Origin of the sequence: Shewanella frigidimarina NCIMB 400, from assembly GCF_000014705.1 — a bacterium.
GTDB classification, from domain to species: Bacteria; Pseudomonadota; Gammaproteobacteria; order Enterobacterales; family Shewanellaceae; genus Shewanella; species Shewanella frigidimarina.
The window spans coordinates 2,930,627-2,944,401 of record NC_008345.1 but is presented as its reverse complement, the minus strand read 5'-3'; the positions used below and the strand labels follow the sequence as shown (position 1 = coordinate 2,944,401).

Annotated in this window: 8 protein-coding genes; 4 read left to right on the top strand and 4 right to left on the bottom strand. The window is 41.0% G+C overall.

What is annotated here, in order from left to right; all coding sequences use genetic code 11:
* Positions 1 to 9: 9 nt before the first annotated feature.
* Positions 10 to 1,602: a formate transporter FocA gene (focA, locus tag SFRI_RS12680; protein ID WP_081430164.1), complete on the top strand. Its 1,593-nt coding sequence runs from the start codon at positions 10 to 12 to the stop codon at positions 1,600 to 1,602.
* A gap of 66 nt (positions 1,603 to 1,668) precedes the next feature.
* Here the strand turns inward: focA and SFRI_RS12675 are convergent, their stop codons facing one another.
* Both SFRI_RS12675 and cysK read right to left on the bottom strand, forming a co-directional pair.
* Positions 1,669 to 2,562: a LysR substrate-binding domain-containing protein gene (locus SFRI_RS12675; protein ID WP_011637923.1), complete on the bottom strand. Its 894-nt coding sequence runs from the start codon at positions 2,560 to 2,562 to the stop codon at positions 1,669 to 1,671.
* A 314-nt stretch (positions 2,563 to 2,876) separates the two neighbouring features.
* Positions 2,877 to 3,842 carry a cysteine synthase A gene (gene cysK, locus SFRI_RS12670; RefSeq protein WP_011637922.1) on the bottom strand — a complete coding sequence of 322 codons (966 nt, stop codon included), beginning with the start codon at positions 3,840 to 3,842 and terminating at the stop codon, positions 2,877 to 2,879.
* Positions 3,843 to 4,228: 386 nt separating this feature from the next.
* On the opposite strand from cysK, the gene SFRI_RS12665 reads away from it, so the two are divergent.
* On the top strand, positions 4,229 to 5,350 hold the full coding sequence (locus tag SFRI_RS12665) for a beta-ketoacyl-ACP synthase III (RefSeq protein WP_011637921.1): 1,122 nt from the start codon (positions 4,229 to 4,231) through the stop codon (positions 5,348 to 5,350).
* A 36-nt stretch (positions 5,351 to 5,386) separates the two neighbouring features.
* Positions 5,387 to 6,613 (top strand): diguanylate cyclase, encoded by a 1,227-nt coding sequence (locus SFRI_RS12660; protein WP_041413062.1) that lies wholly within the window; start codon positions 5,387 to 5,389, stop codon positions 6,611 to 6,613.
* A gap of 113 nt (positions 6,614 to 6,726) precedes the next feature.
* Here SFRI_RS12660 and SFRI_RS12655 read toward each other — a convergent pair whose 3' ends face one another.
* Both SFRI_RS12655 and cysZ read right to left on the bottom strand, forming a co-directional pair.
* Positions 6,727 to 9,138, bottom strand: coding sequence for a carbohydrate binding family 9 domain-containing protein (locus tag SFRI_RS12655; RefSeq protein ID WP_011637919.1), 2,412 nt, complete (start codon positions 9,136 to 9,138; stop codon positions 6,727 to 6,729).
* Between the two features lie 257 nt (positions 9,139 to 9,395).
* Complete coding sequence (cysZ, locus tag SFRI_RS12650) at positions 9,396 to 10,169, bottom strand: sulfate transporter CysZ (protein ID WP_011637918.1); 774 nt, start codon at positions 10,167 to 10,169, stop codon at positions 9,396 to 9,398.
* A gap of 160 nt (positions 10,170 to 10,329) precedes the next feature.
* On the opposite strand from cysZ, the gene SFRI_RS12645 reads away from it, so the two are divergent.
* Positions 10,330 to 13,764: a chromosome segregation protein SMC gene (locus tag SFRI_RS12645; protein ID WP_011637917.1), complete on the top strand. Its 3,435-nt coding sequence runs from the start codon at positions 10,330 to 10,332 to the stop codon at positions 13,762 to 13,764.
* Positions 13,765 to 13,775 lie beyond the last annotated feature (11 nt).

The following is a 13,775-nucleotide window of genomic DNA, read 5'->3' as shown; positions in this document are numbered from 1 at the left end:
GTTATCAACATGTGCCAGCAAGCTGAACAATACGGACAATCTAAAGTCATTAAGTCGCACTTAGAGTCATTCGGCTTAGCTATTTTTGCCGGTGCTTTCATTGCGTTGGCTTTTGTTTTTTATATTACGGTAACGACCGGAACAATTGGGCCTTGGGGGCAAGTGCGCTTTATTGGCGGCTTAGCGTTTAGCCTAGGGTTAATTCTAGTGGTTATTTGTGGAGGAGAACTCTTTACCAGTACGGTATTAAGTAGTGTCGCATGGGCTCAAAAACGGGTAAATACCAAAGATTTATTGATGTGTTGGACTCGTGTCTATGTTGGCAATTTCATTGGTGCTATGTTGATGTTGTTGTTGATTTTAGGGGCTAAAATGCACCTGCTCAATGGTGGTCAATGGGGCTTGAATGCATTAAATATTGCGCAACACAAAATACATCATGATTGGAGCCAAGCATTTATTTTAGGCATTTTATGTAATGTTTTGGTGTGCCTTGGTGTCTGGATGACGTTTTCCAGCAAAGACGTACTAACCAAAGCCTTCTTACTTATGCTGCCCGTCGCTATGTTTGTCAGCAGTGGTTTTGAACACAGTATTGCTAACTTGTTCATGGTGCCGCTGGGGATCATGTTGCAGCAATTTGCATCGGCTGATTTCTTTAATGCTATTGGTGTACCCGCAAGCCAGTTTGCAGATATTACCATAACGCATTTTCTGTTTAATAATCTTATTCCTGTCACGTTAGGCAACATCGTCGGCGGTGCTTTATTTGTCGGCCTTGCTTATTTAATGATTGAACGATTAAAGCACTCTAACGCTGATCATACAGCGCCTATGGTGTTAGCAACGTTGGCATTAGCTGAATGTATTCCGGCGATTGACGCGCATATTTCAAACCAGGCTATGTCAAATCAGGCTATTTCAAATAAGTCAGCTTCTAACCAGTCTAATTCAGATAAGCCAATACCCAACGTACCAATATCAAGTCGAACAATGGTCAGTCAATCGGCCACAGGCTTTTCCAAATCACATTCAGTATTAACCCAAATCCACCATGAATCTAACCTTACACCTTCGCTAAAAACGAATGGGAGAACTGCTATGCCTAAATCAATTATTAATCTTACTGTCAGTGAATTAATGGAAGCCACACCTTTTACATTGTCACCAGAACTCTCTATTCATGAAGGACTGATGCAACTCACTGCTGCGCAAGAACGCGGTGCACCAGTTGTCGACAAGCAAAATCGTTTATTAGGATTTGTATCTCAGCAAGATTTATTAAGATGCTTATGGTCTGAAGAATATAACAAACACATTAACAGTCATGTTGCTGATTTAATGCAGACGCAAGTGATGACCGTATCTGGCAACGATAAAATTGCTGATCTTGTTGAGTTAATGGTCGTCGACAGAGAGAAGCTGTTTCCTGTTACTGCTAGTGGAATGTATACCGGAAGCCGCTTTATGAGTTATGAAGAACGCTTAAGACATGCTTCTGCGAATAAACCGAGTAGTTTTCCTGTGGTGAATGAAGGGTTATTGCTTGGGGTTATTACTCGAGAACAGATAGCCACTAAAATTTGTTCGGTGATGGGATAGTTAACTCAATCGATAACGCCTTTAACGAGCAATCTAGTGGTTAAGTAAAGGCGTTATCAAATACCATTAAAGCGTTTTACTCATGCGTCTTGCTTCATTTAGGACGCAATCACGCAGCGGGTTATCACCCGCATCATTACGCCATACAAAAGACAATTGACGCTGTAGGTTAAGCTGTGGTGTATCAATAATAACCAGCTTACCTTCAGCAACATCTTGCTCTACGGTAATATGGGGCAGGCAGCTTAAGTAAGCCCCATTTCTGACTAATGCCTTTAACAGCAGTACATGTTCGTATTCTTTCCACACATTGAGCTTTTCAAGCACACCGTGGATAGCGCCCTCAAAAATACGCCTAGTACCAGCACCTTGCTCTCTAAGTACCCATTTTGCTTGTTCCAATTGCGCTAAACTAATTTTTTCAGCATTGGCATAAGGGTGATGTGGTGCAGCAACCACCACAAGATGGTCGTCAATCCACTTCTCTTGATGTAAGCGGCTATCGTCGTTACGCCCCTCAATAATACCAAGGTCATAGTCGTAGTTTATTAAGCCTTCAACAACGTGTTCGGTGTTTTCAACCTCAAGATCAATCCTTAGCTCTGGAAAATCATTATCAATTTTACTGATTAAGTTCGGCAATAAATATTCGGCCGCAGTTTGGCTTGAACACAACTTAAATTGACCACTAATTACGTGTTGTTCATGTAAACCAAATTGAATTTGTTGTGCATCTTGAAGTAATTGGCGTGCTTTGGGTCTTAACCAATTACCCCAATGGCTCAGGGTTAGTCGGTTGCCCTGTCTAATAAACAGCGGACGGTCTAGTAAATTCTCTAGCTGAGAAAGTGACATACTCACCGCTGATTGGGTCATCGATAACTTTCTAGCAGCTGCGCTCACACTTTCAAGACTGGCCACAGCATCAAAAACGGTAATTTGTTTAAGCGAGTATTTCATATCAGCGTAATAGCTCCGTTTTATGAATCATTTAAGTATCAATAAAATTGATGTTTACTAGTGTTTGTTTCAATAAGTAAAACGGAAGGCTGTTGTATAGGCAAGCGACTTATAGCAACTTTGCAACTGAGGTTTAGTTTTTATTACAAATAAACAATAATTTATCGAAAGTTAGACAGGTAGATAGCGATATATATGATGAGCATAATGCTTTTAGTTGACCAATATTTAGGCTTTATGATGAAAATGAAACAAAAAACCAGCCGAAGCTGGTTTTTATAATAGACAAATGTAGAGTCTATTCATGCAATTTATTACTGTACGTTTTCGCTGTCGCTAAATTCGCCAGCAAATAATACTGAAGATAAGTAACGCTCAGCAGCTGAAGGTAATATCACCACAATGGTTTTGTCTGCAAATTCGGGTAATGCAGCAATACGGTTCGCGGCAACAACAGCAGCACCAGAAGAGATACCGACTAAAATACCTTCTTCTTTCATTAAACGACGAGCCATTTCAATAGACTCTTCGTTAGTAACAGCTTCAACACGGTCAATAATCGACAAGTCTAGGTTACCAGGGATAAAACCAGCACCAATACCTTGAATCTTATGTGGACCAGGTTGAATCGGTTGGCCTGCTAATGCTTGTGCAATAACTGGTGAGTCAACTGGTTCAACAGCAACAGAGGTAATGGTTTTACCTTGTGCTTTAAGATAGCGGCTTACACCTGTTAGCGTACCACCAGTACCTACACCAGCAACGAATACATCGACTTCGCCATCAGTATCATTCCAGATTTCTGGACCTGTGGTTTTTTCGTGAATTTCTGGGTTAGCAGGGTTATCAAATTGACCTAGTATTAGGTATTTTTCAGGCGCTGACAGACGAATTTCTTCAGCCTTATCAATAGCACCTTTCATGCCTTTAGCGCCTTCAGTTAGCACTAAGTTTGCACCTAATGCTTTAAGCAATTTACGACGCTCAAGACTCATGGTGTTTGGCATGGTTAAAGTTAATTTGTAACCACGTGCTGCAGCAACATAAGCAAGTGCAATACCGGTGTTACCTGATGTAGGTTCAATTAACTCGATATCTTTGGTGAGTAGGCCTTTCTTTTCAGCATCCCAAATCATGTTGGCGCCAATACGACACTTAACACTAAAGCTTGGGTTACGTGCTTCTACTTTAGCGAGTACCTTGCCGTTACTGACGCGGTTTAAACGAACTAGCGGTGTGTTGCCTAAAGTATATGAATTATCTTCGAAAATTTTGCTCATGGATTATTTGCTCCTATGGTTGCATTGTCTAATCATAATCTGCTCAGCAGGATTTAGAAGTGAAAATTTGTTCTTCTTTATTCTTTTTAGTTATTAAGGAGTTTATTTTTATTCTAAAAACCTTATAGATGCTGCTATATTAGGCTTTCGGAGTAAATTGTCATCATTCAATGGTCTGACCATCAAACAAATTTAATTTAGTATGACGAGATTAAATCATAAAATACTAGAATAGCGTTAATCAGCAAAATGTTTCTCTGTCGTGCCACCCAAATGATCAGTAAGGTTATCGATAAGCGATGTTAAAACCTTCAGTGATTCATGTCGATGTATCTGGCACTCAAATGAGCTTTCGCTAACTCATTCACTAAAAATGGTAGAGTAAAATGAATAAAGTTGTGATTTCAGGCAGTGGTTTATACACACCACCTTACAGTGTCTCTAACGACGAATTAGTTAACTGTTATAATAGTTATGTTGACCAATTTAATCAACAGAATGCGGCCGAGATAGAGGCCGGAAATACGCATGCGTTGGCATATTCGTCAAGTGAGTTTATTGAAAAAGCCTCTGGAATTAAAAGCCGTTATGTCATGGTAAAAGACGGTATCCTCGATACCAACATCATGATGCCATTAATTGCTGATAGACCTTCTGAATCGTTGTCTATGCAAGCTGAGATGGGTATTGAAGCCGCTAACCAAGCATTACAGCAAGCAAACCTAACGGCTGAAGACATCGATTTGGTGATTGTGGCGTGTGCTTATACTCAAAGAGCTTATCCAGCCATTGCAATTGAAATCCAACAAGCCATGGGCACTAAAGGTTTTGCCTACGACATGCTAGTGGCATGTTCATCGGCTACGTTTGCGATTGTGAATGCCGTTAATGCTATTCGTGGCGGCACAGCTAATCGAGTGCTGGTTATAAATCCTGAATTAACCTCGCCGCAAATTAACTTTCGCGATCGTGACAGCCACTTTATTTTTGGTGATGTGGCAACTGCAGTGGTAGTTGAACGTGCAGAGCTATCAACATCGACGAATGCCTTTAGTGTGTTATCGACTCGCTGTGTGACCGAGTACTCAAGTAATATTCGCAGTAACTTTGGCTTTGTTAATCGCTGCGATCCAGAAAATGCAACCACATCAGATAAGCTGTTTCATCAGCAAGGCCGTAAAGTGTTTAAAGAATTATTGCCGATGATTTACCAACATTTAGACGCACAATTTACTGATGAACAAATAAAACCTGAGGAATTTAAGCGCTTATGGCTTCATCAAGCCAATATAAATATGAATTTGTTTGTAGTGAAGAAGCTGCTTGGTGATAATGTAGAACCAACTCAAGCGCCTATCGTGTTAGATGAGTATGCTAATACCGCTTCTGCGGGATCGGTTATTGCTTTTCATAAATTTAACCAAGATTTTAAAACGGGCGATTTAGGCTTGTTATGTTCATTTGGTGCAGGCTATTCTATCGGCAGCATCGTACTTGAAAAGTGTTAAATGATTGAGTACTAGACAGAAATAAAGGTGACTATATTGCGAGTGTTGATTGTAGAAGATAGCATCACTGTATCGAAAATATTAAAACACATGATTGTTCAGGATCTTGGATACCATGTGGATATAGCACCTGATATGTCGAGTGCATTGACTTTTTTGGAAGAAAATCAATATTTTGTAGTGGTTGCAGATTTAAATTTACCCGATGCTTCTGACGGCGATATCGTCAAGTTAGTGGCATCGTATTCAACTCCTTGCATTGTTCTCACGAGTAATTTAGATGCGGCTCAACGTCGAGAAATCTTAAAACTCAGCATCGTTGATTATATTCCAAAGGATAAACGCCACAGTTATCAATATGTGGTCAAGTTAATTGACAGACTTTATCGCAATCAAGACGTTAAAGTGTTGGTTGCCGATGATTCGTTGGTGAGTCGTAAGTTTGTAAAAATGCTCCTTGAACAGCATTTGTTCAAGGTTATAGAAGCCAATGATGGCGAAGAAGCATTAGCCGTACTACAAGCGCAGCCTGATATTCAGTTGCTTATTACTGATTACAACATGCCAAAAGTTGATGGTGTTGAACTTGTTTTACGGGTACGTGAGCAGTTTAACCGTGAAGATATCGCCATTATTGGTTTGTCTAATGACAATGATGAAAGTTTGTCGGCAAAGTTTATTAAAAACGGCGCTAATGATTTTTTGCAAAAACCGTTCGTGCATGAAGAGTTTCATTGTCGAGTGCTTAACACCCTTGATTCACTCGATATGATGCGTAATTTGTGGCGTAAAGCCAATCGTGATTATTTAACTAAAGCCTACACTCGGCGTTATTTTTTTGGTCAATACCAACAAAATGATTCGGAACAGAAACTGCTATCAGTGGCACTATTAGATATAGATTTCTTCAAAAAAATCAATGATACCTATGGCCATGATGTCGGCGATGAAGTGTTAATTGAATTTGTGCAACGCTTAGAAAACGCCTTTGCAGCGAATTTTACTGTAGCGCGTTTTGGCGGAGAAGAATTTGTTGTTGCTTTTAAAGGTTTAGATGCCATTAAAGCTAGCCTACTAGTGAATAAATTTCGGGAACAATGTGAAAGCAACCCGATAATGACCTCGGCAGGGGATTTGTCTGTTTCATTCAGTTGCGGCGTGTCTACCGTGAATAATGAAACATTAGACCATGCATTGCAACGTGCCGATGAGTTGCTGTATAAAGCTAAAAATGCAGGTCGTAATAGGGTTGTTTCTCAGTAAGTTACTTCATCTGATGAGTTAGCTAATATAAGGCCGTTGATACTTGAGTATCAACGGCTTTTTTGCCTCGATGGCTGTCCCGACAAGGTTAATTGTAAACCTATTGGTTATGCCTACAGTAGCCAAGCGTAACTGAGTTTCATGAAATAGGTTTTTTCGTCTTGGGTTAACGAGTCGATGTCATCATTAGCAATAAATGCGTCTGAATAACCGAGATAAAACACGCTTTGGGGATTAAGTTTATAGCCATAGAGCAATTCATTGCCAATATCTTGATACAGTGTATTAGGACGTTGATAACGATATAAGTCAGGGTCGCGCGCTATGCGAGTATACACACTGCTTAAGCGGATAAAACTGTTTAGCGTCAACTGCCAATTTAGGCGCATATCGGAGAGGTTAGCTGTAAATAAACGACCATCATCGACGTCTAATGTTTGGTAGCGGTGTGATATATCAAGCACTAATGATTCGGTTAATTTCCATTCGATGCCCGGATTCAACATAGTGATAGTTGCAGGCCTGTCATTAGCGAAATCAATGTCATCGCCATAGTTCACATCTAGTTCTAATTTCAGCGATCCAATAGGGGTGAAATTGGTGTAAAACCAACCTAAGGTTTCATTAAACTCACTGGTGTTGCCTTCGATATCAATAATACTTGGGTTGTGACGTCTGCCCACTCGTTGTCGTTGTACGATCCCTGTGGCGATAAAACTTTGAAGTCCGCCGTCAAATTCGATATACATTTCTGCTTCTTGCTCAAGTCGTTCATTGTTTTGATTATGGGTAATGTCCCAATCGCCGCCTAGGTTAATTTTGCTGAAGAAATGATTGTCTGGATACCAAATGTAGCCACCGCCAGCGACAAATTTTGCGACATCAATTTTGTCGATAAAGCCAAGATCTGCACGAAAGTCATCGCCTGTAGATTCATAATGAGTACTGGCATACCAATTACGACGTTCGTGTTGATAACTGATAGCGTACATGCTGTCGTTAAAGTTATCGTCTTTATGGGTACGTAAAACGCGTTCGTTGATATTACAATCACCAAATTCGCATTGTTCAGATTGCTGTAAACAATCATCCGTATTGCAAAATTTAGTGAATAAATCGTCCGGATAAGCTGTTTGTGAATGCGCAAATTGCGCAGTGAAAGTATCTTGTTTCGTCGGTTGGTACTTTATATCAACACTGGCAACATAGTTATGATAATCATCGGCTTGCTTTAACGTCACTAAGCCACCAATTGAAAACTCTCTGCTAGGGTCAAATCGATAGCGAGCCGCCATGTTATGACTTTGCTGATCCAATATCGCCACATCAGAACTTAAATTGCCAGGGACTAAAAACTGGGTTTGAGTGTCATTGGCCGCCAATATTGCAACGGTATGGTTATCAGTTTTGCTGGTCAGCTTTACCCCATAATCGGGCGAACTAATATTGCGGGTGTGCAGTAAATCTAATTGGGTATCAAAGTAATCTTTGTTGTCTAAGAAAAAGGCGCGTTTTTCCGGAAAGAAGAGTGCAAATGTGTTGTTTACATCTAGCTGACCCGCATCAGCTTCTACTTGAGAGAAGTCTGGGTTAATTGTGGCGTTAAGTAAGGTAGTCGGTGTGATCCCCCAACGTAAATCTAATCCAACATCAACATTACTTTCATCACTCCAAGGTTGGGCCTGCGCTACGTCTCGTTGCTGGCTTTGATTTGCCACAATCGAGGGTGTGAGTTGGAGGTCTTTCCCTTGAGTTGCACCAGCTAAACCCGATGCGATACCTAATTGGCATAACTGACACGATACGTTACGGTTTATTTTATGAGTGGATAAGCGATGGGTTTCATTGCGGGGATAAAAGCGAATAAGCTCAATGCCCCAAGTTTGAATTGGATTACTGTCATCAAAATTAAACAGTCTTAAAGGGAGTTGCACCTCAACTTGAAAACCATTTTTGGTGAGTTTACCTTTGCTATACCAAATCCCGTCCCAGGCATCACTTTCTTGACCAGTGAGTTCATTTTCAATGGAGTCACTTTGCGCCCCATAAGGGTTAATAAAAAATTGGTAGGCTAAACGAGCATTATTGAAGGTATCCAGTTTAATACCCACCATGTCATCGCCCCAGGATTTATCTCGATCACGTAGATTTGCTCGAATATTGTCTGGATTAGGATCGTGGGCGGTAAACGCAAAATATAGGCTGGTGTTTGACGCATAGACTTTAGCTGTGGTTATTACTGGTGCAGCGGTATTCTCACCAGGAGAGGTTTCATAACGCAGCATTACCTCGGTAGCGTGTTGCCAAGCTGATTCGTTAAAGTCGCCATCCATCTCAATATCTTCATTGATGGTCGGGATGTCGAGATGGAATTGCTGGCTCGAACCCGCAAACGCAGCGAAAGATAATACACTGCTCAATAATGCCAAAATTAATATAGCGCCACAGGTACGTTCACAAGTTTGAGTTAATCGGTTGATTGGTGCAAAGCTGTTAGTTGGAATTAAGTTGTTGATCACTTTCACTCTGTTTTTATTTTTTGTTATTTCTCTTATTGTCGCAAAAAACTCCTTAAAACGTAGGTCCGACTTGTACCAAAATAATTACTAAATTGTTACTGAATGTTAAATTATCTTGCGTAAATGTAATAAAAAAGCCCGATAGTCGCTATCGGGCTTGTCTTTAAGCTGTACAGTTTCGGTTGTTCTACTGCGAGAAGAGACCATGCTTCTATTGAGCCATTACCTTCGAACTAACTCTCTACAGCTTAATTTTCTAACGATTAATCGGGGGCGACAATGCTATTTTTATAGGCATCACGATATTTATCGACCCACATAGCCGTTGCACCACAAATGGCTACCGGCATAACGATAAAGTTTACAATCGGGATCATTGAAAACACTGTCACGGTAGCACCGAAGCTAAAACTCGAACCCTTGGTATTTTTGAGAGCGAACTTCATATCGTCAAAAGGCACTTTATGATTATCAAATGGATAGTCGCAATATTGAATTGCCATCATCCACGCAGTGAATAAAAACCATAAAATGGGCGCTGCAGTTTGGCCGATAATCGGCAACCAAAATAACACTAAAAACAGTAATGCTCGTGGTAAATAGTATTTGAGCTTAATCCATTCACGACCAAAAATACGCGGCAAATCTTTGATCATATCGACCGAACTGCCAGTATTTAAGTTTTTTCCAGTGAGATGCTGCTCGACTTTTTCGGCCAATAAACCATTAAACGGTGCCGCAATCCAGTTCATGACTGAGCTGAATAAAAATGACATTACCACTAACATTGTCAAGACGGCTAATGGCCACAATAAAAAATTCAACCAGCTTAAATATTCTGGAAGTTGCCCGTCCATCCAGGTAAATAGCTCAGTTAATTGTCCTAGTGCAAAATACATCGCTGAGGCGAATAAGACTAAATTGATCATCAGCGGGATAAATACAAATGAACGTAAACCCGGCTGTTTAATTAATTGAAACCCTTGGATAAAATAATTCACACCACTTTTTTTGGCGATTATTGAATTGGTAACCATTGAGACTGCCTATTTTGTGACTTATATTGTTGATTTTGACGAGCCAAGCACAATAAAACAAGTGATAAACTGTGTCAAAAGGATAAAAATCGTTACAAAAAGCTGCTCAATTGCTAAAGTGAGCTGCTTTTTCCTTTTAATGCGTACCTGAACTGGCAACATGAGATTAAAACAAATAAAACTTGCTGGATTTAAGTCGTTTGTAGACCCAACTAAAATCCCATTTGATAACGCCTTATCAGCGATTATTGGCCCTAACGGCTGCGGAAAATCCAATGTGATTGATGCCGTACGCTGGGTGCTGGGTGAAAGTTCGGCAAAGCATTTACGTGGCGATTCGATGACCGACGTTATTTTTAACGGTTCATCGGCACGCAAACCCATTTCTGTTGCGGGTGTCGAACTGGTATTCGAGAACATTCAGGGAAGGCTCACTGGTCAATATGCCAGTTATCAAGAGATCTCGGTTAAGCGACAAGTTAACCGCGACAGTGAATCAAGCTATTTCCTCAATGGTCAAAAATGTCGTCGAAAAGACATTACCGACTTATTTATGGGGACGGGTCTTGGGCCGCGTAGTTATGCCATTATCGAGCAAGGTACTATTTCACGCTTAATCGAATCTAAACCTCAAGAGTTAAGAGTGTTTATTGAGGAAGCAGCAGGTATTTCGCGTTATAAAGAACGCCGCCGAGAAACCGAAAATCGTATTCGTCATACCCGTGAAAACCTCGAACGTTTAAATGATATTCGAGTTGAACTCGGTGCCCAATTAGACAAGCTATCGCAACAAGCTAAAGCCGCTCTGCAGTACCGAGAATTAAAAAATAGTGAACGAGAGTTGCATAGCCAGCTATTAGTGATGCGCTATCAGCAATTGTTGCAGCAAACAGACAGACTTGATGCTGAAACGGCCGAAGGTGAGCTTAAATCTGAAGCGTTAGCCAAAACCGCACAGCAGGGCGACACCAGTGTTATTCAACTTAAACAGCAATTGGCTGAGCTCAGTGATGCTGAACATAAACTGGTAGAGCAATATTACCAAGCCGGTAATACCATGACCAAGCTTGAGCAACAGCTTGCTCATCAGCAACAGCAAGACTCTCAGCTGCAGCAACAAATTCAAGTATTACAACAGCAAATCAAACAAGCTGACGATAATATTGTCAGCATGACCGATGTTCATCAACGATTGGTTGCGCAATCAGATACTCATCAACCCGCTTATGAACAGGCGAATATTGTGCTTGAGCAAATCGATGAGCAAGTTTTTGCTATCGAAGAAGCGTGTGATGATCAGCAGCAACAAGTAACCCAATATGCTGAAATCTTAGCGACTCATAAAATGCAGTTGGCACTGAGCCAATCGACGCTCAGCCATCAACAGCAAAGTTTGGTTCAAAACGAACAGTACTTAGCTCAATTACAAACAGAGTTAGCTGCTTTAGCTCAGCAAGACAACCAACAGCAGTTGCACAACAGCACGGCAGAATTAGCTAATGTTGAACAACAACTAAATGATAAACAGCTGCAGCATAGTCAACTTGAGCTTTCCTTACTTGAGCAGCAACAAGCCGTCACTGAAGCGAGTGATGCTTATCAAACCCTAAAGCAAACTGTCACTCGCCATCACTCTCGATTGCAATTTATTGATGAGTTGCTGGCTGATCACACTCAAGATGATGGCCAACAATTGTGGCAAGTTATTGAGGTTGTGCCTGGTTGGGAGAAAGCGGTCGATAAAGTGTTACAAGGCTTAAGTCAATTACCTGTTCTAGGGTTGGGTCAAACATCTTCATTGAGCGTTTCTCCGCCTACAGTGGGTTTTGAGCCACAGCATCAAGTGACGTATCCTGCTTTAACAACCCCAGTTAATTTAACGCCATGGTTACAACATGTTGTGTGGGCGTCCAGTCTCAGTGAAGCAAAGGAGTTATTACCAACATTGCTTCCTGAGCAATATATTGCCACTCAAGAAGGTTACTTGATAGGCAATGGTTTTGTGCTCAATCATACTCAGGCAGGGCAATCCGCTATTGTACTGAGCCAAGAACGAACAAGCTTAAGTCAGCAATTAATAGAACTTGAGCAACAACTGCTATTGTCTCAGCAATCTCTGACTTCGTTAACTCAACGGGCTGCGACCACTCAGGTAGAGCTGAATCAATGCCAACAGGCTTGTCATCAGTTGCAAATAGAGCAGACAAAACTGCACTCTTTGGTGACAAGTTTAACTCAACAAGCCGTTGAGAAACGCGATAAACAACAGCAATGCAGCCAATCAATCGCCAAGCTTGAACAGCAAATTGGTGATAAAAAAATGCATGTCGATGCCCTTGAAGAACAAGTGTTGACGCAAGAAGATGCATTATTGCAAGCGATGAACCAACACGATGTTGCTCAACAAGCTTGGCAAACAAGCCAAGCCAAGCTGCGTGAAACCAAAGTTGTTCGCACCGATGCTGCAAATAGCGTTAAGCAGCTGCAAGCACAAGTGCAGCAACATGCTACCCAGCAAGCATTGAGTGAACAAAAATTAAAGCAACAACATGAAAAACAGACAGAATTAGTCAGTCAATTGACTCAGTTACAACAAATGTTGCTCGACAATCAGCAACAACAAGGTCAACATGATTTAAGTCAATTATCAACACAGCTGGCGCAAGCACTCGAGCAGCAACAAGCATTACAGCAGCAATTACAGCAAAATCGGTCTCAACAAGCAGAGCTTCAAACCAGTTTAGACCGTTTAGTATTGATGCAAAAACAACAGCTTGTAGTGTTACAAGACTTGACTCAAAAGATAAGCACGTTAAAGTTACGTCGTGAGGGCTTAAAAGGGCAGGCTAATGGGCAGCTGCAATTGCTGCAAGAACAGCAAATTCAGCTACAACAGGTCATTGCCGACATACCGGAACATGCATCTGTTGATGTTTGGTCGCAACAGCTTGAAAAAGTAAAACAGAACATTATACGTTTAGGTGCTATCAACCTTGCAGCCATTGAAGAATTTGAATCGCAACGAGAGCGAAAAGCTTATTTAGACAGTCAAGATGACGACCTAAATAAAGGCTTAGCGATTTTAGAAGACGCTATCCGTAAGATAGATAAAGAAACCCGAAGCCGTTTTAAAGCCACATTCGAAACGGTAAACCATGATTTAGGGCTGCTATTTCCTAAAGTTTTTGGTGGAGGAAGGGCTTATTTGGCATTAACCGGTGATGACCTGCTTGAAACGGGTGTTACTATTATGGCGCAACCGCCAGGTAAGAAGAATAGCACCATACATTTACTTAGTGGTGGAGAAAAAGCGTTAACCGCTTTATCATTAGTCTTTGCCATTTTTAGACTGAATCCAGCACCTTTTTGTATGCTAGATGAAGTAGATGCACCTTTGGATGACGCCAACGTCGAACGTTTTTGTCGGTTACTGAAAGAAATGTCACAGAGTGTGCAATTTATTTATATCAGTCATAATAAAATAACAATGGAAATGGCCGATCAACTTATTGGCGTTACTATGCATGAACCAGGCGTTTCAAGAATAGTCGCAGTGGACATTGAAGCCGCCGTCGCCATGGCAGACGCGGTATAAATTAGCAAGAC

Excerpts from the sequence above, each read along its gene's own strand:
- focA (WP_081430164.1), top strand. The coding sequence starts at position 10 with ATGTGCCAGCAAGCTGAACAATACGGACAATCTAAAGTCATTAAGTCG.
- SFRI_RS12675 (WP_011637923.1), bottom strand. The coding sequence starts at position 2,562 with ATGAAATACTCGCTTAAACAAATTACCGTTTTTGATGCTGTGGCCAGT.
- cysK (WP_011637922.1), bottom strand. The coding sequence starts at position 3,842 with ATGAGCAAAATTTTCGAAGATAATTCATATACTTTAGGCAACACACCG.
- SFRI_RS12665 (WP_011637921.1), top strand. The coding sequence starts at position 4,229 with ATGAATAAAGTTGTGATTTCAGGCAGTGGTTTATACACACCACCTTAC.
- cysZ (WP_011637918.1), bottom strand. The coding sequence starts at position 10,169 with ATGGTTACCAATTCAATAATCGCCAAAAAAAGTGGTGTGAATTATTTT.
- SFRI_RS12645 (WP_011637917.1), top strand. The coding sequence starts at position 10,330 with ATGAGATTAAAACAAATAAAACTTGCTGGATTTAAGTCGTTTGTAGAC.